Here is a 26,018-nt window from a genome sequence, read left to right on the forward strand (position 1 = left end):
GTTAGCCAAGGGCTGCCGAATTGTAAGATATTGGCGCTCGGCAGGTAAATTAAATTGCATGCCCCAGCCAAACTACAGCGGAAATTTTTGCCGTAATTCAGCTAATTGTGACAGTGCATCGTCGATTGCAAACCGGTCGATTTTTTTGGCGACATCCTCGAACAGCGGCTGGTACTCACAACCGACCATGCGTAGCCGTAACTGCTCCAACAGCGTTTCCGCAGCGCCCAGGTCAGTTTCCAATAACAGAGATAGTTTGGCCAAATCCGCCGCCATATCGGCTTTTACGACCTGTTCGCTGCCGCTGGAAGCCATCACGGCATTAGCGGTTTCCACCGTCTGTAATGCCTGTATTTCCGACACCACCCGCTGCAGTAAAACTTCCATCCGCTGCAGGTGCTCGGTTGGCGGTATTTCGTTTTGCTTGAGGACGATATCGACGCCGGCAGCGGCTTCGAATAATTCGACTGCGCCCAAATTGCCGCTAACGCCTTTCAGCGCATGACAACGTTCCTCCGCCTGCCTCAGTTCGCCAGCATTAATCAGTCCACGAATTTCCGCGACCACATCCGGATAATGTTCCCGAAACCGGTATAACTGCTTGCGATAGGCATCGGCATTCCCGCCAATCCGGCGTATGCCCTGCACGATATCCAGGCAAGTCAGCGTTTGCAAATCATCCGGATAAACACTGACACTAGCCGTCGGCGCCGGCTGTTCGCCAGCCGCGCGATCAAGGGGTAGCGGTACCCAGGTCGCCAGCGCTTGTAATAACCTATCAGGATCGATCGGCTTGGTAATATGATCGTTCATACCTGCCTGCAAGCTTTTCTCGACATCGCGCACCATGGCATGGGCGGTCATCGCGATGATGGGGATGGTAGCGAAGCGCTGATGGCCGCTCGATTTTGCCAAACCGCGAATTTTGCCAGCCGCTTCCAAACCGTCGAGCACCGGCATTTGAATATCCATCAACACCGCATCGTAATCGCGCTGCTGAACCATATTGACCGCCTCGTCGCCGTTAATGGCTTCGTCGACCTCGATGCCGTGACTGCGCAGCAATTCCGAGGCGAATTCCCGATTGATTTCATTATCCTCGACCAGCAACAGCCGGATACCCTGCAAATGCTTGATGTCCGTGATTTTCGCTAAACCCGCCTGCTTGAATTTATCGACCATGCCCAAAATCCGGCCGCGGCCCAATGCCGATAGAATCGCATCCAGTAGTGACGACGGCGACACCGGCTTGATCAAAAAGCCATCGATACCGGCCCGTCCGGCCAGGCGCATCACGTCCTCGCTGCCATACGCCGTCACCATGATCACCTTGGGCTGTCTCGGCAGCATGGCGTCGGCGCGAATCAAGCGAATGGCCTCGTCGCCGTTCATGCCCGGCATTTTCCAGTCCATCAACACCACATCGTATGGCTTACCGGCTTCCGTTTCCTGCAACACGCTCAGCGCCGCCGCCGCGCTGGCCGCGCAGGTCACTTGCAATTGAAACGGCCGCAGCATATCGCTGATGATTTCCCTGGAAGCATCGTTATCATCGACGACCAGCACCCGCACGTCGGCTAGCAGGGCACCGATGGTTTGTTCCAGGGCTTGCTGACGCAACAAGGTGTCTCGGGCAATGCCCAAGCGCACGGTAAAGCAGAATGTGGTGCCCTGACCCAGGCGGGAATTTTCGATCCAAATCCGGCCCTGCATCATTTCCACCAGGGTTTTACATATCGCCAGCCCCAAACCGGTACCGCCAAAACGCCTACTGGTACCTTGATCGGCCTGGGTGAATTCCTGAAACAATTTTTGCTGATCGGCCTCGGACATGCCAATACCGGTATCTCGGATCGAAACCCGCACATCGATATGGCTATCGGTCTTGGCCAGGCACTGAAAGGCCAATTCCAGTTCACCGGCCTCGGTGAACTTCAGCGCATTACCACAAAGATTGGTCAACACCTGGCCGAAGCGCAACGAATCGCCCACTAATATCGGCGGTATTTGCGGGTCGTGACGAATCAGAAATTCGATGCCTTTCAGACCGGCTTGGTAACCAATCACATCGGTCAGTTGCTCTACCACGCTGTCGAAACGAAACTCGGTTTCTTCCAGTGCCAATTTACCGGCCTCGATTTTGGAAAAATCCAGAATATCGTTCAGGATGCCCAGCAAAGCCCGCGCCGAGCTATGGGCCTTGGACAAATAATTACGCTGCGATGCCGTCAACTCGGTTTGCAAAGCCAAGTGCAACATGCCTAATACGCCATTCATCGGCGTGCGGATTTCGTGCGACATATTCGCCAGGAATTGACTTTTGGTTTGGGTGGCCGCTTGGGCCGCATCTCTGGCTTCTTTCAATGCCGCTTCGGCCTGCTTACGTAGCGTCACATCCTCGTAAGTACTGACAAAGCCGCCATCGGCTATCGGTCCACCGCTGATTTCGATGACTTTGTCGTCGAGTCTGCTCTGCGTGAAATGGTGCGGTTGAAACGACCTGATTTGCTCCAATAGATGCTTGAGATTGTCATCCGGATTTTTAAAGCGCAACTGCGGATCGTCCAGATCAAAGCGCACGAAATCGCCATGATCCCTCCCCAGTTCCAGCATGGTTTCCGGATAGCCGCGCACCTCACTAAGCTTTTTGTTCCAGACCAGCAGTTTTAAATGGCTGTCGAAAGCGATCAAACCCTGTGACATACTGTCAAGCACCGTGGCCAGAATCACACTGTTATGCGCCAGCTTGGCGTTGCTTTCCGCCAGTTCGGCGGTTCTGGCCGCCACCCGTTCTTCCAATCCTTCGTTGATGCTCGCCAGTTGCTGCTCGTTGTCGGCCAATTGCCGATTGACCGCCAACAGCTCCCGGTCGCGGGTTTCGATGGTGGCGATCATCGTGTTAAAGGCCTGGATCAATGCTCCCAGTTCGTCATTACTCTCTTGGACGGCGCGCAAGGTGTAGTTTTTTTCCTGATTAATGGTCTCGACCGTTTTCTTGAGTCTGACCAGAGGCCCGGAAACGATCAGTTGCAAGCGCGACGCCAGCAACAGCGCGACCAATCCGGACACCAGCATGATGACCGCCACCCAGGCCAGGGAGTGCTTCCACAAGGCCTTCAACTCCGCCAAACTGGCGCGTATCAAAACGCCGCCCAAGACTCGCCCCCCCATTACGATGTCCTCAGTCACCGAAGCATGACGGTCGTCGAACGCCGGCTGTCCCGGTTTCAATTGCGCCGGCCGCACCAGCGGACAGGCTTCGCCATGTTGGTAACTGGCAAACAAGGTGTCGCCGTCATCGTAGATACAGGCGGCCACGATGGATTCCTTGACGCTCAACGCGGCCAAGGTAGCCGCCGCGACACCGGCATCGTTGAACGATAACGCTGCCGTGCTGCGGTTGGCGACGATGCGCGCCAACGAGCTTAAATCGCGACTGATATCATCTTTGACCCGCACATGCTGTTGGGCGATAAACCCTATGCCGGCTAAGATCAGCGCCGCCAGCGTGGTGGCGAGCATAATCAATACCAGCTTGGTTTTAATATTCAGATCGCGTTTGAATTCAGCCTGGTTTTTCATCGGGTTCGCGGAATTGAATTAACGGACGATACGGGCGATTTCCATCAGCAGCGCATTGATTTTTAGCCGGGCATTGCGCACCGCCTGGGGATTGATTTCCAACTTGATTTGGCCGCTTTCGACGTAAAAACCAATACTACCGCCCTGCGCGGCGAAACCTTCTGCATCGCTCACCGTCAGCACCTGATTACCCAACACCTGTTGCAGCAGCGGCGATAATTCCGGAACGGCGCGGTCTATGTATAGAATCTGGCAAATCTGCGGATCGTCGATACCGGACCAAATTTGCAGCAAATGCCCCTTGGTATCGCGGCTGGCCAAGTCGCTGAGCAGGTTAACGATAGGCTCCGAACCGACCACACAGATATGCAAGGTATCGTTGACCAAAGCCGGCCATTCGACGAATTTGGTGAAATTGAATAGAAAACTGGCCTTGGTTTTGTCGAGCGCATCGTCCGCTGCCACCGCTAGGCTAAGGCAGCTCAGCACGGCCAGCAAGACCGAAGCCAGCACACTGATCCGCCAAAAACGCCAAACGGTAAATTTTTTCGGCATTAAAACTCCAGCCGAGCGGTCAATTTCAGCGTCATGCCCGGTCCAGCTAACACCGTCAACGGTGATCCCAGACTCGCCGAGGCGAAATCACTGTTAAAAGTCGAATAGTTTTTAAAATCGAATAAATTCAACACATCCAGACGCAGCTTCATCCGGGTGTCGCGAGGGGTATCGAAACTTTTGATCAGCGCGATATCGACTTGTTTGTAACCCCACCACTGACCCGGAAAAATAAAATCGCTGCCCGGTGGCGTAAACGTATCGAAACGGCAGGCACCGCCGCTGCAGTTGACCCCGGCGCGGGTTTCCGGCGTGGCTAGCGTCAGTTTGGTGGAAAATATCAAATCCCAGGGCAGATCGACGGTGCCGGTTGCCACCACTTTATGTTTGCGCACCCCGGCGGTATCCAGCCAGCCCAGCGTATGAGTATCGGGATGTTCGAGCAAATAACTGCTGCTGTCCATAAACGACTGCGATTTATTTTCCTCGGAATCGGTAAAGGTATAGGCAAACGTCATCCCCCAACCGCTGTCCTTGCTATACGGCTTTTCGGCTTTCAGAAACACCGAATTGGTTTTGGTCTGCACGCCGTTATCGAACAAAATCAATTGCCCATAACCCGGCACGGCTTGAAAGGTACCGCCGAAACCAGAGCCGGCGGCGTAAAAACTGCCGTCGGCATTGCGCCCGCCCAGTAAACCGACCAGGCCGTCGTAACTATGCACATGAGAAACGGCCAGCTCGGTATTCCAGTCGCCCAAACGGTTGCGGAAACCGATGCTGAACTGGTCGGCGTATGGCGTGCGCAGATTATTGCGCATTAAATTGATTTCCCGGCTGCTGCCCAGGCTGGCGCCGGTCAAGGCCGCCAACTGCACCGGGGTATAGTTGATATAGTCCGGGTTCCAGGCGATGCAATCGACGCCGGCGATGCAATCGTAATTAGGGTCGTCCTGAAAATTGACACTATAGCTGGGATAGCTGCCCTTGGTCCGCTCCAGCTGCAATACATCGTAGATATTTCTATCGTAGGCTCTGGCATAACCGCCAAACAACACATGCCGGCGGTCTTGATCGAGATCATAAGCAAAGCCCAGACGCGGGGCGATATTGTTGTTGTCGGCGGCCCGGTTAGCACCGTTACTGAGGTAATTCTCGATGTTATAGCCGGCATGGCTTAGATTGCTCCAACCGCGCAGCGCACTGCTGACATCGGTCGGCGTGACGAAATTCAAATAGCCGGGATTGTATTCGTAATCCCAGCGCGCACCCAGATTCAGGCTCAGATGCCGATTAACGGCCCAGTCGTCCTGTAAATACAGGCCAACCTGGGTCAGATCGGTGCTCGCCGAACCGTCACCAAAACCGGCCAAAGCCGTCGCCCAGCGCACTTGGTAAGGACTGCCGCCAGGATTGTTTAAATTGAAACTGAATTGCGGATGGTAAGGATCGCGCTCCACCGCGCCGAGCTCGATTTGTTTCAGCTTGCCGCCCAGTTTGAACACATGCTCGCCGTACCATTGCAGGCCGCTAAACGTCAGATCGTCCTGAAAGCCCGGCCCGCGCTGGCCCTTGTCTTGATAGTTGGTGGCGCCGCCAGTATTCAGCACCGCCAGGCTACTCAAATCGCCATCGCTGATACGTCCGTTCAGCCGGCGCAATAACAGACCGGCGCTTTGGCTGGCGGGAGACTGCCGCCAATTGGCATCTTCGTAAGTAAAGCGCGCTTCGTTGACCCAATGCTCGGCGCTGTACTGATATTTAAAATCCAGGCGCTTTTCGCTATTGCCTTTCTCCAGCGCATACGGCTGGGCGTTTTGACCGCCGATTCCCAGCGTTTCGGTTTCATCGCGCAACTTGAAAGACACTTCGATCAAATTGCGGTCGTCAATCGCCCAATCCAGCTTGCCGAAGAACAAATCTTCCTCGAACGGCCGATTCACGTTGCCGAGTAATGCTTGATATTGGGCCGGCAAAACCGACCCGTCGCCGGCGGCGACCGCGGCATAATCGTCGTTGAGCTTACGTTCGTAGGCCATGAAAAAATGCGCGACATCCTTGGCGATGGGTCCGCTCAGCGTCACGCCGTATTGAGCTTGCTCGGTGTCGCGCTTACCGCCGCCGAGCTGTTCGGCAGGCGTCACCGCGCGCAGATCCTGGTTGGTGTGATCGTAAAACGCTTCACCGTGAAACTGATTGCCGCCGGTTTTGGTTTGCACCGAAATCGCCGCCGCGCCTACCTGGTCGAACTCGGCTTTGTAGTTCTGACTGATCACTTTATATTCGGCGACCGCCGATTCCGGGAACACATTGCCTCGGCTGGAATCCTGGCCGGCGACGCCGCCCCTGACCACATAGTTTTTCTGGCTGACGCCGTCGATAAACAGATTGACAGCGTCCGGGCGTTGGCCACCGCTTTGCAAGCGGGTACTGCCATCCTGATCGGTGACCACGTTCACGCCGGGCGCCAAATCGGCATAATTGAGAAAATTGCGGTTAACCTGCGGCAAGCGCTGCATTTGCTCGGGCGTTAAATAAGTCGCCAATTCCGCCGAATTACCTTCGGCGGCATGATCGGCAAGCGGTTCTCCAGCGTTAGATTCACTAAGCACGATATTCACATCCGCGACCTGGCCAACTTGCAATGTGATCTCTTGACTGGTTTGCCGGCCGTCCGGTGCCAGCACTTTGAGTTGATAGCGGCCCGGCTTCAAGGCCATCAACACGTAGGAACCGTCCTGCCGGGAAAAAGTGCGCGTGGAAAATCCCCGCTCCAGACTGGTAACAATCACTTGCGCCCCGGCATTGCCGCCGAGCGTATCGAACTGAATTTGGCCGCGGATCGTCGCCGCGCTGATGTCGGCGCTAGCCTGCTTCGCCGGGCCTGTTATCGCCAGCAACATGCCAACAGTCGCCGGCAGTAAGCGATGGAAAATCCTGATGTTGAAGGGCGCTTCCATACTCCGGACCATCCACTTTTACTTAGTCGTCCGCTGGTGCCGAAAGCGGCTTAGGCGCGGGTTTGCCCAAATAAAAACCTTGCGAAAAATCGATGCCCAATTCCGTTACCTTGGCTTGAATCTCCGCGCTACCGACAAACTCGGCGACCGTGCGCATCCCCAAGCGGCGGGCAGCATCGACAATGACGTGGGCAATCACTTCCGAATCGGGGTTGTCGATGATATTCATGATGATCGAACCGTCGATTTTCAGATAATCGATCTTCAACCGTAGTAAATGCACAAAATTGGAATAGCCGCTGCCGAAATCGTCTATCGCGAAATGACAGCCGTAGCCTTTCATCCGGTCGACGAACTCGCGAACTTCCTCGTAGTTTTCAATGCCTTCGGTTTCGGTGATTTCCAATAATATCCGCGAGCCGATACCGGGCTGTGATAATTTTTCTTCCATGAAGCTCACGGTACTGGCATCGAGAATATCCTCCACCGTCAGATTGATCGCCATCTCCCCCTGATGTTCAGGCAAGGCCAGCAGCACTTGCTCCACCATCCGCCTGGTCAAGGAGGTATATTGCCGAGAACGTTTGGCAACGCCCAGAAAGGTCGGCGGAATCACCGTACCGTCGTCGTCTATCATCCGCATCAGCGCTTCGTATTTGACGATTTGACCGCTACGATTGTCGATGATCGGTTGGTAATAGGGCACGATGCGGCCATCGGCCAACGCGCTCCGGATTTTTTGACTCCAGTGGATGTTGTCCTTGTAATGCGATTTGATCTGCATCTGATCGGTATAAATCAGATAATCGCGGTGCTCGATTCTGGCGCGCTCCAAGGCCAGGGCCGCATGAGTATAGGGATTATCGGTGCCGGAACAAATGCCGGCGGTCACGCGAATATTGATCTTGTCTTCGCCGCAATCGATCGCTTCCGATTCCAGCTGCGTGATGATTTGGCCTATCAGCCGTTCAAAGCTGATCAGGTCGCAACAGTTTTTGGAAAACAACGCAAATAGGTCACCGCCAATTCGGTAGGCCTGCGCGCGATCGCCACTCATGTTTCGCAAGCGTTCGCCGATCTCCAGCAACACTCTGTCGCCGTTGCTCAAGCCGTAAAAATCGTTGATAGCTTTGAATTGATCGATATTGATCATGCCCAGCATGGATTGCTCGGCTGCACTCAGATCCTGCATTAGCTTGACCCGATTCGGCAGACCGGTCAGCGCGTCAGTGGTCTGTTCATGAATCAATTCTTCTTGCTTGATCAGATAGGTAACATTGACGCTTGTGGATATGAACTCGCGGATCGATCCATCCGCATTCAGCACCGGCACGATGGTATTGTTAACGTAAACCACTTCACCGCTTTTGCTGATGTTGCTATAAGTGCCGCGCCAAATCGCGCCATTCAGTATCGTGCTCCACAACTCCCGGTGCAGACTGGGCGCCGTGTCCGGATCTCTGATGATTTCATTGGTTTTTCCGATCAATTCTTCGCGCGAGTAACCATAGGTATTGACGAAGGCATCGTTGACATAAGTAAACACGCCATCCGGATCGGTTCTATAGATGATATTGGAAACTTCGGTCGCATGCTTGTATTCGTTCAGGCGTTTGACCCGCCCCTCCAGGGCTCGGCGCAAGCGGCCAAGTTCCAGATGCGTTTTGACCCTGGCGCGTACTTCGTCGATATCGAACGGTTTGGTTATAAAATCGGCGGCCCCCAAGGAAAAGCCACGGATTTTTTCGATGGAAGCATCGACGATGGTGACGAACAAAATAGGAATATCGCTGCTTTTAGGATCGCACTTAATTCGACGACAAACCTCGTAGCCGTCCATTCCAGGCATTTTGATATCCAGCAATACCAAATCCGGCGGTATCGGACCGCGCGCCAGTTCCACCGCACGCGAGCCATCAGTGGCAACCATGATGCTGTAGTCATCCTTTAATGCTTCCAGTAGCCCGTGGATATTTTCGGGAAGATCGTCTACGACCAATATGGTCGGCCGATAAGTGGGCGATATAGGTTCGTCTTTGATCATGGTCTAGGAAAATGGTTGAGCAGGCGTGCCACACGGCTCGAATGATTATAGTCTGCCGTAGCGTTTCCGATAGGCGTGCAATTCCAAATGCAGTTTGACCCGAGCCAATAATATTTCGGGTATTACCGGCTTGGCCAGATAATCAGAGGCGCCGAGTCTGATCCCTAGTGCCTCGTCTTCCGCTTCCGTCGCCGCCGTGACAAAAATCACCGGAATATCGGCGGTTAACACATCGCTCTTCAGAGACTGCAAAACCTGATAACCATCCATCTCCGGCATTCTAATATCCAGCAAAATCAGATTGGGGACCGGATTGCGCCGCGCCAACTCCAAGGCTTTTGCGCCGGACGTAGCCGCCAGCACCGCATAGTCCCCGCGCAAAATTTGCAGCAAGGTATGCAGATTTTCGTGAACATCGTCGACTATCAAAATGGTCGGCTTCTCGTTTTGGGTATTAATATCGCTCATAAAAATCCTAATTTACGCCTACTCCAGACATCCATCGCGAACGGTACAGCCAAACGAAAATACTCCGTCCCCATCGAATCTATCCTGACCTAGGGTACCCAATTTCGATTTAACCCGCAATTACACCACCCTCCAATCGGTGTCGCTAATCGACATGTCACCTTACCAAACAACGTCATGCGCAAAAACCACGCAAGTAGCACTAGTGGTGGGAAAATGCGCATCTAAATTGCAAAAGTCGCTCGTTTCCATTATCCTAGTCTGGATTAAGTCGATGGCAGTGCGGCAAGCGGGACACATTAAACCCGATAAAACAGTCGTTTTCTGGGTTAGGTGTAATACTCAAAAGCCAGTATCTTTACAAAAAGACTTAAAAAAACATTAGGAGAGATGGCCGAGCGGTCGAAGGCGCACGCCTGGAAAGTGTGTATACGGCAACGTATCGAGGGTTCGAATCCCTCTTTCTCCGCCAATTAATTGATTTGTAAGAAATATTTATTACAAATCAAGCCATAAAAAAGCCTCATAAAACAGGGTTGTCATACAAACCTGTTTTATGAGGCTTTTTTATGGGTAAAACTCCACCTCTTCCGGCGAAAAACGTCTTTTATTTCCATGTGCGAGTGCACGCACAGCATTGAGACTCGCGACCAATTTTAAAGCCGTGTTTGCTGCTTCCCTACACCAGTTTCAGCCTGCTGATTTTCGTTAAACTTGGTCGAATGGCAATTCGCAAGAGCATCCCTTAAAATCCGCAGCGGCATCAGTCTGTATCCCGACAGCACACTCTAAATGGAAGCTCCCTGGCGGCTAGTCAGGGGCACGAATAAGTCAAAACCATAACTACCAAGGACGCATGAATCATCAAGCCCTCTCCGCCCTGATCTGGGCGGTTGCCGACCTGTTGCGCGGCGATTACAAACAATCCGAATACGGCAAAGTCATCCTGCCTTTCACCGTGCTGCGCCGTCTGGACTGCGTGCTGGAAAACACCAAAGAAGCGGTCTTGCTGGAATACGGCGCCAAACAGCAGGCCGGCATCAATCCCGAACCCTTCCTGCTGCGCAAGGCCGGCCAAAGCTTTTTCAACACCTCGCCGCTGGACATGAAAAAACTGATGGGCGACCAGGACCACATCAAGGAAAACCTGTTCGCTTACATCCAGGCCTTTTCATTGGAAGTGCGGGATATTTTCGAGCGCTTCGACTTTTACACTCAGGTGGAACGCCTCGCCAAGGCTGGCCTGCTGTATCAGGTCACCGAGCGTTTCGCCAACGTCGACCTGCATCCGGACATAGTCAGCAACAGTCAAATGGGATTGGTATTCGAAGAACTGATCCGCAAGTTTGCCGAGATTTCCAACGAAACCGCCGGCGAGCACTTCACCCCGCGCGAAGTGATTAAACTGATGGTCAATCTGTTGTTCATCGAGGACGACGATGTGCTGGCCAAACCCGGCGTGGTGCGCACGATTTATGACCCGACGGCCGGCACCGGCGGCATGCTGTCGGTGGCGGGCGAGTATCTGGACGAACACAACCCGCAAGCCCGGCTGACCATGTTCGGACAGGAACTCAACCCGGAGTCCTATGCCATCTGCAAGGCCGACATGCTGATCAAGGGCCAGGATGTCGCCAACATCGTTTTCGGCAACACCTTTTCCGACGACGGCCATCTCCTGAAGAAATTCGACTACATGCTGTCCAATCCGCCGTTTGGGGTGGAATGGAAAAAGGTCGAGAAAGAAATCCGCAACGAGCACGAAAAACAGGGCTACAACGGCCGCTTCGGCCCCGGCCTGCCGCGTGTTTCCGACGGCTCGTTGCTGTTTCTATTGCACCTGATCAGCAAAATTCGCCCGGCCAAGGACGGCGGCAGCCGTTTTGGGATTGTCTTGAACGGTTCGCCCTTGTTCACCGGCGGCGCCGGTTCCGGCGAAAGCGAAATCCGCCGTTACGTGCTGGAAAACGATTTGGTCGAAGCCATCATCGGCTTGCCGACCGATATGTTCTACAACACCGGCATTTCCACCTATGTGTGGATACTCAGCAACCGCAAACCGGCGCACCGTCAAGGCTTGCTGCAACTGATCGACGCCTCCGGCTTCTGGCAAAAGATGCGCAAAAGCTTAGGGAGCAAGCGCAAGGAATTATCGGACGACCATATCGCCGAGGTCACCCGCCTGTTCGGCCAGTTCGTCGAAGCCACTGACGGCAAGAAGCCTATCTCCAAAATCTTCAAGAACAGCGATTTTGGCTACCGCACCATCACCGTCGAACGGCCGTTGCGCGACGAGAACGGCGACATCGTCATCGGCAGCAAAGGCAAGCAAAAAGGCAATCCGCAACCTGACAGCAGCCTGCGCGACACCGAAAACGTGCCGCTGCATGAAGACGTAGAGACTTACTTCAAGCGCGAAGTGCTGCCGCATGCGCCGGATGCGTGGATAGACCACGACAAAACCAAGGTCGGTTACGAAATCCCCTTCAACCGGCATTTCTATCTGTTCGAACCGCCGCGCCCGCTAGCCGAAATCGACGCCGATTTGAAGCAATGCACCGATAGAATCAAAACCATGATCGAAGGACTTTCGGCATAATGATCGATAGCGCGTTTTGATACGCGGATCGATGATTACACCTTGGCGCCGACTGGCCGTTTCAAACAAAACAGATACACAACGTGTATCTTGATGGCGTATCATGTCGGTTCGTCATCTTGAGGTGTTTTTATGGCCCATCACATATCCAATCCGGAAAGCCCGACTCATGCCGTCAATCTGCGGGTTCGCGGCGATGTTCGCGCCTTGATCGATCAAGCCGCCAAGGCGCAAGGAAAAACCCGCTCCGACTTTATGATCGATGCCGCACGCCGCGCGGCGGAAGAATCGTTGCTGGACCAAGCGCTGGTTCGCGTCGATTGGGAGACCTACCAACAGTTCCTGCAAGTGCTCGATCAGCCCGCCAGCGGCGACGGGTATGACCGCCTGATGGCAGCGCGCAAACCCTGGCAAGCCTAAATGCTGTCGTCGCCGGCCTTGCTGACGGCCGACCATCAACGGCATGACTTCGCTTGCGGCGTCGATGCTCTCGACGACTGGCTGAAGCGCCGAGCGCTATCCAACCAACAGAGCGGGGCATCGCGCACCTATGTCGTTACCGATGAGTCACGGGTTGTCGGCTATTACTGCCTGGCTTCCGGCGCGATGGCACTGAATCATGCGCCCCCGACTCTCAAGCGGAATATGCCCGATCCTGTGCCGATGGCGATTCTGGGCCGTTTGGCCGTCGATTGCGCCTGGCAAGGTCAGGGACTGGGCGTGGCCTTATTGCAAGATGCGGTGTTGCGCACGCTGCGCGCCGCCAGCATTGTCGGCATCCGCGGCCTGCTGGTTCACGCGCTGTCGGAACCGGCCACGGCCTTTTATCAACACCACGGCTTTGTCGCCTCGCCCACCCAGCCCATGACCTTGATACTCTCGCTGAAACATCCGCCAAACCCGCCCACCACGGCGTCGAACCCCGACCAACAGTCATTGAAGGATGGCCCGGCATGAGTTTTCCGCGTTACCCGGAATATAAGCACAGCGGCGTCGAGTGGTTGGGTGAGGTGCCGGCGCATTGGAAGGTCATTTCTATTAAATGGATGTCTCCTGTGCTGCGAGGAGCATCACCAAGACCAATTGATGATCCAAAATACTTTGATGAGAACGGTGAATACGCTTGGGTTCGTATTGCAGATGTCTCTGCCTCTGATGGATTTCTTAAAGAAACCCCTCAAAAACTTTCGGCTTTAGGAAGCTCACTCAGTGTGAAAATTGCACCGGGTGAGCTTTTTGTTAGTATCGCTGGCTCAGTTGGGAAACCATGTATATCAGGGATTAAGGCTTGCATTCATGATGGCTTTGTTTATTTCCCAAGACTAAAAATTAATCCAAAACTTTTCTATCGTATTTTCGAGTCAGGGACTTGCTACGGTGGCTTGGGCAAATGGGGCACACAGCTAAACCTAAATACTGACACCATTGGGTCAATTAGGGTTGCGTTACCACCTCAAGAAGAACTAAATCATATTCTAGCCTTCCTCGACCAAGAAACGGCCAAGATCGACGCGCTGATTGCCGAGCAGCAACGGCTGATAGCACTGTTGAAGGAAAAGCGGCAGGCGGTGATTTCCCACGCCGTCACCAAAGGCCTCACAAATTTGCCGGGAGCAAATTTGAACGCCGTCACAAGCGGCGGCCCGAAGGGCGAGCGCAGGGATTGCGCGAGTAGCCCCAACGCACCGATGAAGGATTCCGGCATAGCATGGCTGGGCGAGGTGCCGGCCCATTGGGAGCTTAAGCAGTTGAAACATGTAGTTAATCCAACAACGTCAATCACCTACGGTATTGTTCAAGCAGGCCCACATTACGAAGGAGGTATCCCCTACATTAAAACAAGTGACATGTCAGGAGATTCGTTACCTCTCGAAGGATATTCACTGACTTCGCCCGAAATCGATCAGGCCTATGAAAGATCCAAAGTGGCAAAGGGGGACTTAGTTATTGCGATTCGTGCGACTGTTGGTAAATGCCTACCTGTTCCTGATGAGTTAGATGGTGCAAATCTTACCCAAGGAACCGCAAAAATTTCTCCCGGACTGAATATCAGCAAAGAGTATCTACTGCCGGCTATCAATGCTTCAGCGACTCAAGCATATTTTGATCACATGGCTAAAGGAGCAACCTTCAAAGAAATTACCTTAGATGCTCTCAGAAGAACTCCAATTGCGCTGCCGCCAATCAACGAGCAAATCGTTATTTCTGATTACCTTAAACAAGAAACCACCAAACTCGATACCCTCACCGCCGAAGCCCAACGCGGCATAGCCTTGCTGAAAGAACGCCGCAGCGCGCTAATCTCCGCCGCCGTCACCGGCAAGATCGATGTGCGCGGCTTTGCCGATTCACTGCCCCATTCCCACCCTGCCTGACACTTTATGACCGACATCAGCTTCCAAGCCGCCGATTACCCCGAGATTCGCCGCGCGCTATTCGATCTGCACACCCGCATTTTGAAAAATCCCAATCTCGACGAGATCAAAACCTGCGCCAAGCATCTGGGTTTGTGGCAGCACAAAACCGTCAGCTATAAAAACGATACCGAGCTTGAGTTGCTGATGGATTACCGGGTGTATGCCTATCGGCCCAACGGTTTCAATATGGCCGAAAAATATCTGCGTCTGAACAAAAACAGCTTGAGCGACTACGAGCAAGCCTTGCTGGCACGCATGCGTCTGGCCCGTTATGCGGTCTATCAAGTGGAAGCGAGCAATGGCACCGACGCGGTCACGGTGGCCGACGTGTTCATCAAAACCCGCTTTACCCTGGTCGATCAGCATCTGGCCAAAACCGCGACCACCGGCATGGTCCTCGCCAGCCATCTCATCGACTTCGGCGACTTCTCGATTCAATCCGGCGCGTTGCTGCCGTTAAACAAAGCCTTGCTGCATGCCGATGAGGTGGTCGATGCCCTGGAACGCATCGACGATGACCATTTTGCCGATTACCTGATCGACCCGGCCAATACCGCGAAACTGGCGCGGGCGATTATTTCGGCATCGATTCGTTTAGGTCATACCGAGAGCGTCAAATACCAAGACGTTTGACTGAACGAAAAGCTTGCTTAACAATACGATTAAGCACATTACTTAGCGCGTTTATTGCCGTATTCTCCAGGAGTCTTTCATGTCTCACATCAGCGCCAACGACTTAAAAACCAAAGGCATATCCGCCATCGAAGCTGCATTGAGCGAGTCGCCCGAAGCCATCGTCTCGGTGCGAGGCAAGGATAAATTCGTGGTGATGGACATTGCTCGTTACCACTATCTGCGCGAATGCGAACTGGATGCGGCACTGGCTGAAACCCGCGCCGATCTGGCTGCCGGACGCTTTGTGCAGGAATCGCCGGAACAGCATCTGGCGCGACTGGATACGCTTTAATGGCTTACGCGCTGGTTTTTACCGAGCGATACAACCGCCGGGCGGCGCGCTTCATCCAGCAACATCCGGAAATACGCCAGCAGTATTTGAAAACCTTGCAATTACTGGCAGCCAATCCTTTTCATCCGTCGCTGCGTCTCCGTCCATTGCGCGGCAAGCTGGCGGGATTGCATTCGGTGTCCATCAAGCTGTCCTATCGAATTACATTGGAACTGCTGATTCAGGATGAGCAAATCATCCCGGTGAATGTCGGCGACCATGATGCGGTTTATTAATCACATATTAAACTATGAAGTTAGGGTTTCCTTAAGTCAATCTCGTCGTTTCCGCGCAGCCGGGAACCCAGAAAAATCAAAAATCTGGATTCGCACCGCGCTTAGCGAGTCCCGCCTTCGCGAGGATGATGACGTATTCAGCGCCTCCTGAAATTGTTCTTTCTCGTTGTCTAATCAGAAAACATCCCTATAATCCCTAAATTAGCTAATTGGAGGATTTAATTATGCGCACCATGACATCGGCCGAAGCCCAAAACCACTTTGGCGAATTGCTGGATACCGCACAACGCGAACCCGTTACCATTACCCGCCGTGGCAGACCGGTTGCATTTATGGTGTCCAAGCAGGACATGGAAGAACTGATGGCGATACGCAAGCAACGCTCACAAGCTGTTGCCAACTTTGAGGCCTATTTTGCCGATACCGATGCTAAACTCAGTGCTGACAACGCCCTATTGACCGACGATGAGGTAACGCGCTGGGTGCATGAACTTCGCTAATCGTCTGGTCATCGACACTCGCACTCTGGTGAGTGCTGTGTTGCGGCCGCAGTCCATTCCCCGCCAAGCTTTTTTAAAAGCCATAGCCAGTGCCACTGTGTGTGTTTCTCCAGCGACATTGGCCGAATTGGAAAGGGTATTGATGCGCGATAAATTTGACCGTTATCTTGACAGAGATAGCCGTTGGCAATTTGTGGAACGTTATCGTTCTATCGCGACCTTGCTTCCTGTCACGATTGAACAGGAAAAAACTTTGCTGCCGCCTTGCCGCGATCCTCAGGATCATAAGTTTCTGGCCTTGGCGCTACACTGTTCCGCGCAATTAATCATTTCCAGCGATGAGGATTTGTTGGTTCTTAGTCCTTGGCAAAACATTCCAATTCTCACCCCTGCCCAATATTTACAATGAGTCTGCATAAGGAAATCCACTTCGAAACCGAAGTTTGCGAACACTTAGCCGCTAATGGCTGGTTGTATGCATCAGGCGATGCTGGGAGTTATGACCGTGATCGCGCGCTGTTTCCGGCGGATGTGCTGACCTGGATTCAAGCCACTGACGTGAAAGCATGGGAAACCTTGCAAAAGAATCACGGCGCTCAGGCTGGCGATGTGTTGCTGGACCGATTACGCGATTCCATCAACCAACGCGGCACGCTAGACGTTCTGCGCCAGGGTATCGAGCTAATCGGCTTGAGGCAACCATTGAAGCTGGCACAGTTCAAGCCGGCGTTGGCGATGAATCCAGATATTTTGGTTCGCTATGCCGCCAATCGGCTGCGAGTAGTCAGGCAGGTTCGCTATTCGCTGCATAACGAAAATGCCATCGATTTGGTGCTGTTCCTGAACGGCATTCCTGTCGCCACCGTCGAACTGAAAAGCGATTTCACCCAGTCGGTGGAAGATGCGGTGGATCAATATCGCTTCGATCGTGATCCGCGACCCAAAGGTCAAGGCGCTGCCGAGCCGTTATTGTCGTTCCCGAATGGCGCGCTGGTGCATTTTGCCGTCAGTCAGATGGAAGTGATGATGACCACCAAGCTGGAAGGTGCGGCGACGAACTTCCTACCCTTTAATCGCGGCGACCATGGCGCTGCCGGAAATCCTGCCAATGAAAACGGCGGCCACCGCACCGCCTATTTATGGGAATGTATCTGGTCCAGGGATAGCTGGCTGGAGATTCTGGGCCGCTACCTGGTGGCGCAGAAGGATAAGAAAAACCAGATCAAGAAAATCATCTTCCCACGTTTTCATCAACTGGATGCCACACGCAAACTGGTGGCGTCGGTGTTGGCAGAAGGCACTGGCGGCAAGTATCTGATCCAACACTCCGCAGGTTCCGGCAAAACCAATTCCATCGCCTGGACCGCGCATTTTCTGGCCGATTTGCATAACGCGGGACATCAAAAGCTATTTGACACTGTGCTGGTGGTGTCCGACCGCACGGTGCTGGATAGTCAGTTGCAGGAAGCGATTTTCGATTTCGAGCGCACCGCCGGCGTGGTGGCATCCATCAAGGGTGAATCAGCCAGCAAGAGTGGCGAATTGGCTAGTGCGTTGTCCGGCGGCAAGAAGATCGTGGTCTGCACGATACAGACCTTTCCATTCGCGCTGAAAGCCGTGCAGGAATTGGCGGCGACCCAAGGCAAACGCTTTGCGGTGATTGCCGACGAGGCGCATTCGTCGCAAACAGGAGAAGCCGCCGCCAAACTCAAAGCCGTGCTGTCAGTGGAAGAACTGGCCGAGTTGAACGACGGCGGCGAGGTCGGCACCGAAGATGTGCTGGCGGCGCAAATGGCCAATCGGGCGGCGGATAGCGGCATCACCTATGTGGCATTCACCGCCACGCCCAAAGCCAAGACCCTGGAATTGTTCGGTCGCAGGCCCAATCCCGATTTGCCCGCCAGCGCAGATAACCTCCCTGCCCCGTTTCATGTCTACTCGATGCGCCAAGCCATCGAGGAAGGCTTCATCCTGGATGTGTTGAAGAATTACACGCCGTATAAATTGGCCTTCAAGCTGGCACACGACGGCAGGGAGATCGACGACAAAGAAGTCGAGCGCAGCGAAGCGCTGAAAGGCATCATGCGCTGGGTCAAACTGCATCCTTACAACATCAGCCAAAAGGTGCAGGTGGTCGTCGAGCATTTCCGCGAGAATGTGTCGCCGCTGCTGGACGGCAAAGGCAAGGCGATGGTGGTGGTCGGTAGTCGCCTGGAAGCGGTGCGCTGGCATTTGGCGATTGATCAATACATCAAGAGCCAGGGTTACAAGATCGGCACGCTGGTGGCGTTTTCCGGCGAGGTGAACGACGCCGAATCCGGCCCCGATCCGTTCACGGAAACCAGCCGCAGCCTGAACCCGAATTTAAAAGGCTCCGACATCCGCGAAGCCTTCAAAAGCGACGATTACCAAATCCTGTTGGTTGCCAACAAGTTTCAGACCGGCTTTGACCAGCCCTTGCTGTGCGGCATGTATGTCGACAAACGCCTGGCCGGCATCGCCGCCGTGCAGACGCTGTCGCGATTGAATCGCGCTTATCCCGGTAAGGACACCACTTATGTCGTGGATTTCGTCAACGACCCCGATGAGATTCTGGCGGCGTTCAAGACCTACTACGAGACGGCGGAACTAGCCAATGTCACCGATCCGCATTTGGTATTCGATTTAAGGATGAAACTGGATGCGGCCGGTTTTTACGACGAGTTTGAAGTCAACCGGGTGGTTGCGGTGGAATTTAATCCGTATGCCAAGCAAAGCGAGCTAACCGGTGCACTGGAACCGGTGGTATCTCGCCTGCTTTATCGTTACAAGGCAGCGCAGGAAAAACTGAAAGCCGCCACTGCAAAAGAAGACGGCAAGGCGATGGCAGACGCCCAAAACGAACTGAACGCGCTGATCCTGTTCAAACACGACATCGGCGCCTTCCAGCGACTGTATGCGTTTCTGTCGCAGATATTCGATTACGGCAATACCGCCATCGAAAAGCGCTTTATCTTCTACAAACGCCTGCTGCCCTTGCTGGAGTTCGGCCGGGAACGCGAAGGGATTGACCTATCCAAGGTCATCCTGACCCATCACACCCTGAAACGCACCGGTAAACGCGACTTGGCGTTGGAATCCGGCGATTATCCGAAATTAATGCCAATGACCGATCCAGGCACCGGCACGGTTCAGGAAAAAGAGAAAGCGTATTTGGTCGAGATCATCGCCAAGGTGAATGACCTGTTTGACGGTGACCTGACCGACGATGACCGGCTGGTGTATGTCAACAACGTGATCAAGGGCAAGTTGTTGGAATCGCAGATTCTGGTGCAGCAGGCAACGAACAACACCAAGGAGCAGTTCGCCAACTCCCCCGACCTATCCAACGAATTGATGAACGCGATAATCGACGCCTTTGCCGCGCACACCACCATGAGCAAACAGGCATTGGATTCCGAAAAGGTTCGAGTTGGCTTGCGGGATATTTTGCTCGGGCCGGCACAGTTGTATGAAGCACTGCGAGCGCGCGGGGAAAATCGGATGTCTTAGCGGGTAGCAAATTGCATTAATCCTACCGTTTCAATATCGACGTTCAAATTTGAGATTTAAAAAAGCGGGATAACCATTGAAAATACTAGCCGCACTATTGTTTGCCTGCGCCGTGGCAGCCTGTTCGTCACATCAAGTCAGGACATCGTCACCAGAAACAGTATCAAGCTATGGCAAAGACATAAAGCTATCTGTGACTGGTCAGAATTCGGAAATCGTCGATAAGCTCTCGCGATACATCCAAGCTAATCTTCTGACAGCCGGGTTTAATGTCGTCAACGATGAAAATGCTACACACTTGGACGTAGCCATATCAGCATTCGATCCGGGAAATGCAGCATTAAGACTGACTATCGGATTTGGTGCCGGACGTGGCTCATTGGTCTATAACGCGAAATACATAAAAAATGGCCAGGTATTGGTTGATTACGATGGCGCCGAACGGTTCACAGGGATGGAAATTGCCCCCGGCACCCAATACGAACCCACCAGAAACTTTGGTGGCGCGGAAACATCGACTCTCATCCTGTTGGAAGAAGCGTCTAAACACATTGTCGATCAGGCAACAGGAAACGAGAACTGAAACTATGTGGTTTCTCTTGGAAAAACCAGGTCATCGCTTTTAATTCTTGTCGACGGTCACCATGGTCGACGTTTCGCGTTCTTCCGAGTGCGCGCTGCCATCTGCAAGTTGCTTCGATATTATCTCCCGCCTGCGGGCGTAAACCGGACGCGATAGGTAGGCAAAGTAAGCCCAAAAAACTGAAGAACCCAATATCACAGCCCCAATGCCTTCGGCCGTCACCTTAAATCCCCCAATCTCAAAAACTGCGCTGTTTGCAGCATTAACGCCAAGTGTTAGCACGATGGCACCGACAATCAACGCCGTGATTCCGCCAAATGCAAGAACGACGGCCACGATAGTCTTCATTTTCAAGTAGGCAATATCGACGTCGAGTGAATTGGTTTGCTGATTCATATTGAATACCCAGTTTGTTTTGTTTCGCGGTTCATACTCAGAGATGTAATCATTTACCTCGGTCACTACTTTTGAATTAGAGGTATAGCTTATTCCGGGCTCAGAAAACAGGAAAAAGTGTATATCCGCATTTAATCGAATTCTTTCAAGAACTTTTAGCAGACATACTCCTTCAACTATAACTGGCGTTGGAAACATTTCAATAGCCTTGCGAAGAGCGACAAGATTCAAACCTTCGACATATTGCCCCGTTCCAGAGCTGCAATATTGATCCATGCTGATCACTGGGAGTTTAAACGACGCACTCAGTTGATTTGCCAGCACACTTTTTCCGACACCAAGTTCACCATCTATGCCAATAATTCTCAGATTTGCCGTTAACAGGGCTTTATGAAGCAATTTTTCGATTTCAGATTCTACTTGGATCATGATTCATCATTGATTTTTTGAATAACTAATGGCGAATAGATTAAATGTCAGTCTGATATTCGATTTCAAACCGCTTGTATTCCAGCGCGAACCCTTGCGTATCAGATTATTTACCCAACCTCTGACTGGCATCGCGGTCATCATTTCATAATCCGGATTTTTAAGCAGCCATAAACTTGCTCTGTATCCGCATGCTTGGTTAACCAAGCGCTTGACCCCGGCACAGGTTCGGTGCAAGAAAAAGAAAAAGCCTATTTGGTGAAGATCATCGCCAAGGTAAATGACCTGTTTGAAGGCGAGCTTTCCGATGATGACAGACTGGTGGTTTTGCGGTATGTGTGCAATAGGGCTATTTTCTCATGGCGATAAGTTTTTCGAGGTGCCCTACTGTTTAATTGCAAAGAAAATTTATTCTAAATCAATAGGTTATTATTGAAGCTGATGAATGATAGCTATATCATTAATTTATTGCAATCGTGTGTTTTTATGTGATAAACAGATGACTAATTAGTCATCTGTTTATCACATAAAAAAGGTTTGTCATGAAATGGACAGGTATTTTTCTTCTCGGTTACGTTATATTGCTCTGTGGAATTCTTGCTGCACTCTGGAAATTGGGTATTCTGGCTAATATCGGGACGGCATGGGCTGTGATCGGATTCGTTATCGCGCTCGGTATTGGCATTATGCTCGCTGTCTCCAAAAGCGGTAGCAAAGAAAATATCGAAATCGACCGGAATTGATCGATACCGCAATTACAACGTACCACCAGAAGCTTACAATTTTTCGTTTTTCATCTGGGCATAGCATGTTGGCCGATGTTCTTCAACTTGGCCTGAATAAATTCTGGGTGGCAAAAATTGTATTTTAATCGTGGCGTGGACGTTACGCGGCGGCTGTGCGCGCCTGATTTCCGCATGGAAAGCCAACCAACCGCAGAAGAAACACTACGAACAACAATTCTAATCCAATGTACGACTGATCTTGCCCCAAATCCCAGACACCCAGCTAAGAGAGTAATCTCGCAACCTGAGGAGTCTTATGAGAACCAACAGTCCCAAACAATCATCAATCAAACGTACTTAATATTCGCCGCAGTTTAAAGAGCAAGCAGTCGAGCGAGCTCATCGCGATGGCGTGCCCAAGGTAGCCCAACCACCAACAGCAATCATTCATTGCCGGTTGCGCTCAACCTGTTAAATCAGAACTTTGAGGCGGATCAACCAGATCAAAATGGGTATCTGACATCACTTACATCTGGACGGACGAAGGCTGGTTATTTGGCGGTTGTCCTGGATTTGTATGCGCGGCGGGTGATTGGCTGGTCGATTTCAGAACGTATGAGCGCCACACTGGTCTGTGATGCCCTGACCATGGCACTTTGGCGGCGTCATCTGCCCAAGGACGTGCTTGTGCATTCGGATCGGGGGAGCCAGTGTTGTTCAGCAACGTATCAAAAGCTGTTGAACAGGCATCAATTGATTTGCAGTATGAGTAAGAAAGGCGATTGCTATGATAATGCCGCCATGGAAAGCTGGAACCACCGCTTAAAAGTTGAAGCGGTTCATGGCGGGCGAACGATTTGTAACTCGCCAAGCAGCCAAACAACACGTCTTCGAATATATCGAGGTGTACTACAATCGCAAACGGCTTCATTCTGAATTGGGTTATATGTCCCCTGAAGCTTATGAACTTAAATTTGTCGCTTGGTGAACTGTCTGGGAAATAGGGGATCCGAGGACGCCATCGCCTGGGAAGAATCTACGATATAATTCCGATATTTTCCGGCAATACTTATCGTATTGTCGGAAGTGTACTTTTTATTTGCGTACATGGCTGTGTACACAATTATGCCAATCTAAATAAAACAATCAATGGAACCCACTGAATTCAAGCGAAGACGCACTTTTGCAATCATCTCCCACCCCGACGCCGGTAAAACCACCATCACCGAAAAACTATTGCTGTTCGGCGGCGCGATTCAGCTAGCCGGTTCGGTCAAAGGCCGCAAAGCTGCCCGCCATGCGACGTCCGACTGGATGGAGATGGAAAAGGAACGCGGTATTTCGGTGACCACCTCGGTGATGCAGTTCGAGCATAACGATTGCATCGTCAACCTGCTGGATACGCCAGGTCACGAAGACTTTTCCGAGGATACCTACCGCACCTTGACCGCCGTCGATTCTGCGCTGATGGTAATCGACGTTGCTAAGGGCGTCGAGGACAGGACCATCAAGCTGATGGAAGTCTGCCGACTGCGCGACACGCCGATCCTGACTTTCATCAACAAGCTTGACCGCGAGGGCCGCGAACCGATCGAATTGCTAGACGAAGTGGAAAGCGTGCTGAAAATTCAATGTGCGCCTATGACCTGGCCAATCGGCATGGGCAAGCGCTTCAAGGGCGTGTATCAGTTATATAAAGACGAGATTCTGTTGTTCAGCCCGCATCACGGCGGCCGTATCGCCAAGGCCGAAGTTATCAAAGGCTTGAACAACCCCAAGCTGGACGAACTGCTTGGTTATCAGGCCGAAGAGTTGCGAGACGAAATCGATCTAGTGAAGGGAGCCAGCCACGAATTCGATCACGCCAAATATCTGGCCGGCGAGCAAACGCCGGTATTTTTCGGTTCGGCGATCAATAACTTTGGCATCATCGAGTTGCTGGACGCCTTCGCCGAATACGCGCCCGGCCCGAGATCGCGGCAAGCCGAACAACGCGAAGTCCAACCCGACGAAGAAAAATTCACCGGTTTCGTGTTCAAGATTCAGGCCAATATGGACCCTGCCCATCGCGACCGAGTGGCGTTCATGCGGATTTGCTCGGGTAAGTTCGACAAAGGTATGAAACTGCATCATGTCCGGATTGGCAAAAGCATCCAAGTTGCTAACGCGATTACCTTCCAAGCCGACAGCCGCAAAAACGTCGAAGAAGCACATCCCGGCGACATTATCGGCTTGCATAATCACGGCACGATTCAGGTTGGCGATACTTTCACGCAAGGCGAAACGTTGAAATTTGGCGGCATCCCCTACTTTGCGCCGGAGCTATTCCGCCGCGTGGTATTGAAAGACCCGCTACGTGCCAAGGCCTTGCAAAAAGGCTTGGTGCAATTGACCGAGGAAGGCGCGACGCAGCTGTTCAAACCCTTGAAAAACAACGACTTGATTTTGGGTGCGGTCGGTATCTTGCAGTTCGACGTCACCGCCCATCGTTTGAAAAACGAATATAACGTCGAGTGCGTATACGATGCCTCGCCGATCAACACCGTACGCTGGGTCAGCGCCAAAAACCCGGCCAAACTGGAAGAATTTAGAAACAAGGCCTTCGAAAATCTGGCCGAAGACGGCGGCGGCTATCTGGTCTACTTGGCCAGCAGCCGGGTCAACCTGCAACTGACCGAAGAGCGCTGGCCGGATATTACCTTTAGCGCAACGCGAGAGCTGTAAAACCGCGGACACAAAAAAGGGGCTGTAAAGCCCCTTTTTTACCAACCCAATAAATAATTATTTAACGGCTTCGGCGATTTTATTAAACGCTTCGACTTTTTGTTTACCGGTGTTGGCCAGATCGATACCATTGTCGACGATCATCTGAATCAAACCAGGTGTGCCATAAACGATTTTACCCAAATAGGCCACGACAGGCACCGCGACGATGGCACCAAACAGCGTGCCGATACCCAATACATGCAGGAATTTGGTGATCAACACCACGATATCCAGCGGCAGCAATATCATCGTGCCAAAGTACAACAATACGATGAAAGTGAACAGGGCGAACACCACAAACTGCAACAGCCTTACCACTACGACATTAACGTTTTTCATGACTTATTTTTCTCGAATAAATGAAGAATCTTTTGCGCACACAAGCAACGGTCTTGATTTATATTGCCTTTTTAGCCGTTAACTGATGCCGGCATTATAAAATAAAAGCCCTACGGTTTCTCGACTTTTTGCCGCTTAGTGGCAATCTACCTGGGCTAAGATTTTATTAGCACTGATATTCTTCTTGTTTTTTTTCGATGAAAAAAGGATGTAGCAAAGCTCCGGCGGCAAAACCGCCCAAATGCGCCCACCAAGCCGAATCGACCGCGACGTTATCCAGAAATGCCGCGGTAAACACGTCGCCTATCTGTACGATGACCCAAAAACCCAGAAAGGCAATCGCCGGCACCTGAAAAAACAAGGGATAAAATATGATGGGCACCAGAATCACCACCGTAGCTTGCGGAAAACGAAAGAAATACGCCCCCAACACACCGGCAATTGCACCTGAGGCGCCGACGACCGGAATCGCCATTTTCGGATAGAAATACCATTGCGCATACGTCGCCAGCAATCCGCACAAAATATAAAACGCCAAAAAGCGTTTATGTCCCATTAAATCTTCGATGTTATCGGCAAATATCCATAGAAACACCATATTCATCAACAAATGCCCGAAACCGCCGTGTAGGAACAAGCTAGTGAAAAACGACAGGTAATAATCAGGCGGTAAACCAAAACTGTAAGCCCAATCGGGATTGGAATAGCGAATCGGCACCATACCGTACATATAGACAAAGTGCTGCCCCACTTCGTCCGACATCAACAACATCATCAGATACACGGCGATGCAGACAGCCATGATGCCCCACGTCACATAAGGCTTGGTATTGCAGGGGATCGAATCTCTGATGGGTATCATCTTAAGCGTCCAAATTTAGT

Annotated in this window: 21 protein-coding genes, 1 tRNA gene and 1 pseudogene; 15 read left to right on the plus strand and 8 right to left on the minus strand. The window is 52.2% G+C overall.

Annotation, left to right across the window (positions count from 1 at the left end):
* Window positions 1-72: 72 nt before the first annotated feature.
* From QZJ86_RS12720 to QZJ86_RS12740, 5 genes are read right to left on the minus strand one after another with little or no spacing between them, the layout of a single operon-like run.
* Complete coding sequence (locus tag QZJ86_RS12720) at window positions 73-3,582, minus strand: response regulator (protein WP_301670795.1); 3,510 nt, start codon at window positions 3,580-3,582, stop codon at window positions 73-75.
* Between the two features lie 18 nt (window positions 3,583-3,600).
* Window positions 3,601-4,137: a YfiR family protein gene (locus QZJ86_RS12725; RefSeq protein ID WP_301670796.1), complete on the minus strand. Its 537-nt coding sequence runs from the start codon at window positions 4,135-4,137 to the stop codon at window positions 3,601-3,603.
* Window positions 4,137-7,097: a TonB-dependent receptor gene (locus tag QZJ86_RS12730; RefSeq protein WP_301670797.1), complete on the minus strand. Its 2,961-nt coding sequence runs from the start codon at window positions 7,095-7,097 to the stop codon at window positions 4,137-4,139. Before QZJ86_RS12730 ends, QZJ86_RS12725 begins: the two co-directional genes overlap by 1 nt.
* 22 nt (window positions 7,098-7,119) lie before the next feature.
* The gene (locus QZJ86_RS12735) at window positions 7,120-9,141 is read right to left on the minus strand and encodes a two-component system response regulator (protein WP_301670798.1); all 2,022 of its coding nucleotides are present in this window, start codon (window positions 9,139-9,141) and stop codon (window positions 7,120-7,122) included.
* A gap of 45 nt (window positions 9,142-9,186) precedes the next feature.
* Window positions 9,187-9,609, minus strand: a complete 423-nt coding sequence (locus tag QZJ86_RS12740) for a response regulator (protein WP_301670799.1) — start codon at window positions 9,607-9,609, stop codon at window positions 9,187-9,189.
* A 384-nt stretch (window positions 9,610-9,993) separates the two neighbouring features.
* On the opposite strand from QZJ86_RS12740, the gene QZJ86_RS12745 reads away from it, so the two are divergent.
* From QZJ86_RS12745 to QZJ86_RS12800, 12 genes are all read left to right on the plus strand, one after another.
* Window positions 9,994-10,081, plus strand: a tRNA-Ser gene (locus tag QZJ86_RS12745).
* A gap of 384 nt (window positions 10,082-10,465) precedes the next feature.
* Complete coding sequence (locus tag QZJ86_RS12750; protein WP_301670800.1) at window positions 10,466-12,208, plus strand: type I restriction-modification system subunit M; 1,743 nt, start codon at window positions 10,466-10,468, stop codon at window positions 12,206-12,208.
* A gap of 132 nt (window positions 12,209-12,340) precedes the next feature.
* Window positions 12,341-12,628, plus strand: coding sequence for a type II toxin-antitoxin system TacA family antitoxin (locus QZJ86_RS12755; RefSeq protein ID WP_301670801.1), 288 nt, complete (start codon window positions 12,341-12,343; stop codon window positions 12,626-12,628).
* Window positions 12,629-13,165, plus strand: coding sequence for a GNAT family N-acetyltransferase (locus tag QZJ86_RS12760; protein ID WP_301670802.1), 537 nt, complete (start codon window positions 12,629-12,631; stop codon window positions 13,163-13,165).
* Window positions 13,162-14,583, plus strand: a complete 1,422-nt coding sequence (locus tag QZJ86_RS12765; protein WP_301670803.1) for a restriction endonuclease subunit S — start codon at window positions 13,162-13,164, stop codon at window positions 14,581-14,583. The genes QZJ86_RS12760 and QZJ86_RS12765 overlap by 4 nt, the downstream gene beginning before the upstream one ends.
* A gap of 6 nt (window positions 14,584-14,589) precedes the next feature.
* Window positions 14,590-15,258 carry a hypothetical protein gene (locus QZJ86_RS12770; protein ID WP_301670804.1) on the plus strand — a complete coding sequence of 223 codons (669 nt, stop codon included), beginning with the start codon at window positions 14,590-14,592 and terminating at the stop codon, window positions 15,256-15,258.
* A 79-nt stretch (window positions 15,259-15,337) separates the two neighbouring features.
* The gene (locus QZJ86_RS12775; protein WP_301670805.1) at window positions 15,338-15,592 is read left to right on the plus strand and encodes a type II toxin-antitoxin system Phd/YefM family antitoxin; all 255 of its coding nucleotides are present in this window, start codon (window positions 15,338-15,340) and stop codon (window positions 15,590-15,592) included.
* Entirely contained in the window at window positions 15,592-15,867 is a 276-nt protein-coding gene (locus QZJ86_RS12780; RefSeq protein ID WP_301670806.1) for a type II toxin-antitoxin system RelE/ParE family toxin, read from the plus strand. Before QZJ86_RS12775 ends, QZJ86_RS12780 begins: the two co-directional genes overlap by 1 nt.
* Before the next feature lie 224 nt (window positions 15,868-16,091).
* Entirely contained in the window at window positions 16,092-16,367 is a 276-nt protein-coding gene (locus QZJ86_RS12785) for a type II toxin-antitoxin system Phd/YefM family antitoxin (protein ID WP_301670807.1), read from the plus strand.
* Window positions 16,354-16,776: a putative toxin-antitoxin system toxin component, PIN family gene (locus QZJ86_RS12790; protein WP_301670808.1), complete on the plus strand. Its 423-nt coding sequence runs from the start codon at window positions 16,354-16,356 to the stop codon at window positions 16,774-16,776. The genes QZJ86_RS12785 and QZJ86_RS12790 overlap by 14 nt, the downstream gene beginning before the upstream one ends.
* Window positions 16,773-19,898 carry a type I restriction endonuclease subunit R gene (locus tag QZJ86_RS12795; RefSeq protein ID WP_301670809.1) on the plus strand — a complete coding sequence of 1,042 codons (3,126 nt, stop codon included), beginning with the start codon at window positions 16,773-16,775 and terminating at the stop codon, window positions 19,896-19,898. The genes QZJ86_RS12790 and QZJ86_RS12795 overlap by 4 nt, the downstream gene beginning before the upstream one ends.
* 76 nt (window positions 19,899-19,974) lie before the next feature.
* A complete protein-coding gene (locus QZJ86_RS12800) occupies window positions 19,975-20,481 on the plus strand; it encodes a DUF4410 domain-containing protein (protein WP_301670810.1) in 507 nt (168 codons plus the stop codon).
* Window positions 20,482-20,520: 39 nt separating this feature from the next.
* Here the strand turns inward: QZJ86_RS12800 and QZJ86_RS12805 are convergent, their stop codons facing one another.
* Complete coding sequence (locus QZJ86_RS12805; protein WP_301670811.1) at window positions 20,521-21,306, minus strand: hypothetical protein; 786 nt, start codon at window positions 21,304-21,306, stop codon at window positions 20,521-20,523.
* A 542-nt stretch (window positions 21,307-21,848) separates the two neighbouring features.
* On the opposite strand from QZJ86_RS12805, the gene QZJ86_RS12810 reads away from it, so the two are divergent.
* From QZJ86_RS12810 to QZJ86_RS12820, 3 genes and pseudogenes are all read left to right on the plus strand, one after another.
* On the plus strand, window positions 21,849-22,049 hold the full coding sequence (locus QZJ86_RS12810; protein WP_301670812.1) for a hypothetical protein: 201 nt from the start codon (window positions 21,849-21,851) through the stop codon (window positions 22,047-22,049).
* 411 nt (window positions 22,050-22,460) lie between these two features.
* Window positions 22,461-23,019, plus strand: a pseudogene (locus tag QZJ86_RS12815) (IS3 family transposase); the annotation flags it as partial.
* Window positions 23,020-23,180: 161 nt separating this feature from the next.
* The gene (locus QZJ86_RS12820; RefSeq protein ID WP_301670813.1) at window positions 23,181-24,755 is read left to right on the plus strand and encodes a peptide chain release factor 3; all 1,575 of its coding nucleotides are present in this window, start codon (window positions 23,181-23,183) and stop codon (window positions 24,753-24,755) included.
* Between the two features lie 57 nt (window positions 24,756-24,812).
* Here QZJ86_RS12820 and QZJ86_RS12825 read toward each other — a convergent pair whose 3' ends face one another.
* Window positions 24,813-25,136 (minus strand): hypothetical protein, encoded by a 324-nt coding sequence (locus QZJ86_RS12825; protein ID WP_301670814.1) that lies wholly within the window; start codon window positions 25,134-25,136, stop codon window positions 24,813-24,815.
* A gap of 166 nt (window positions 25,137-25,302) precedes the next feature.
* The gene (locus QZJ86_RS12830; RefSeq protein WP_301670815.1) at window positions 25,303-25,998 is read right to left on the minus strand and encodes a rhomboid family intramembrane serine protease; all 696 of its coding nucleotides are present in this window, start codon (window positions 25,996-25,998) and stop codon (window positions 25,303-25,305) included.
* Window positions 25,999-26,018 lie beyond the last annotated feature (20 nt).

It is taken from the genome of Methylomonas montana (assembly GCF_030490285.1).
In the GTDB taxonomy this organism is placed as follows: domain Bacteria; phylum Pseudomonadota; class Gammaproteobacteria; order Methylococcales; family Methylomonadaceae; genus Methylomonas; species Methylomonas montana.

Excerpts from the sequence above, each read along its gene's own strand:
- QZJ86_RS12750 (WP_301670800.1), top strand. The coding sequence starts at position 10,466 with ATGAATCATCAAGCCCTCTCCGCCCTGATCTGGGCGGTTGCCGACCTG.
- QZJ86_RS12765 (WP_301670803.1), top strand. The coding sequence starts at position 13,162 with ATGAGTTTTCCGCGTTACCCGGAATATAAGCACAGCGGCGTCGAGTGG.
- QZJ86_RS12740 (WP_301670799.1), bottom strand. The coding sequence starts at position 9,609 with ATGAGCGATATTAATACCCAAAACGAGAAGCCGACCATTTTGATAGTC.
- QZJ86_RS12780 (WP_301670806.1), top strand. The coding sequence starts at position 15,592 with ATGGCTTACGCGCTGGTTTTTACCGAGCGATACAACCGCCGGGCGGCG.
- QZJ86_RS12790 (WP_301670808.1), top strand. The coding sequence starts at position 16,354 with ATGAACTTCGCTAATCGTCTGGTCATCGACACTCGCACTCTGGTGAGT.
- QZJ86_RS12770 (WP_301670804.1), top strand. The coding sequence starts at position 14,590 with ATGACCGACATCAGCTTCCAAGCCGCCGATTACCCCGAGATTCGCCGC.
- QZJ86_RS12725 (WP_301670796.1), bottom strand. The coding sequence starts at position 4,137 with ATGCCGAAAAAATTTACCGTTTGGCGTTTTTGGCGGATCAGTGTGCTG.
- QZJ86_RS12805 (WP_301670811.1), bottom strand. The coding sequence starts at position 21,306 with ATGATCCAAGTAGAATCTGAAATCGAAAAATTGCTTCATAAAGCCCTG.
- QZJ86_RS12820 (WP_301670813.1), top strand. The coding sequence starts at position 23,181 with ATGGAACCCACTGAATTCAAGCGAAGACGCACTTTTGCAATCATCTCC.
- QZJ86_RS12825 (WP_301670814.1), bottom strand. The coding sequence starts at position 25,136 with ATGAAAAACGTTAATGTCGTAGTGGTAAGGCTGTTGCAGTTTGTGGTG.
- QZJ86_RS12775 (WP_301670805.1), top strand. The coding sequence starts at position 15,338 with ATGTCTCACATCAGCGCCAACGACTTAAAAACCAAAGGCATATCCGCC.
- QZJ86_RS12760 (WP_301670802.1), top strand. The coding sequence starts at position 12,629 with ATGCTGTCGTCGCCGGCCTTGCTGACGGCCGACCATCAACGGCATGAC.
- QZJ86_RS12730 (WP_301670797.1), bottom strand. The coding sequence starts at position 7,097 with ATGGAAGCGCCCTTCAACATCAGGATTTTCCATCGCTTACTGCCGGCG.
- QZJ86_RS12755 (WP_301670801.1), top strand. The coding sequence starts at position 12,341 with ATGGCCCATCACATATCCAATCCGGAAAGCCCGACTCATGCCGTCAAT.
- QZJ86_RS12795 (WP_301670809.1), top strand. The coding sequence starts at position 16,773 with ATGAGTCTGCATAAGGAAATCCACTTCGAAACCGAAGTTTGCGAACAC.
- QZJ86_RS12720 (WP_301670795.1), bottom strand. The coding sequence starts at position 3,582 with ATGAAAAACCAGGCTGAATTCAAACGCGATCTGAATATTAAAACCAAG.
- QZJ86_RS12785 (WP_301670807.1), top strand. The coding sequence starts at position 16,092 with ATGCGCACCATGACATCGGCCGAAGCCCAAAACCACTTTGGCGAATTG.
- QZJ86_RS12810 (WP_301670812.1), top strand. The coding sequence starts at position 21,849 with ATGAAATGGACAGGTATTTTTCTTCTCGGTTACGTTATATTGCTCTGT.
- QZJ86_RS12735 (WP_301670798.1), bottom strand. The coding sequence starts at position 9,141 with ATGATCAAAGACGAACCTATATCGCCCACTTATCGGCCGACCATATTG.
- QZJ86_RS12830 (WP_301670815.1), bottom strand. The coding sequence starts at position 25,998 with ATGATACCCATCAGAGATTCGATCCCCTGCAATACCAAGCCTTATGTG.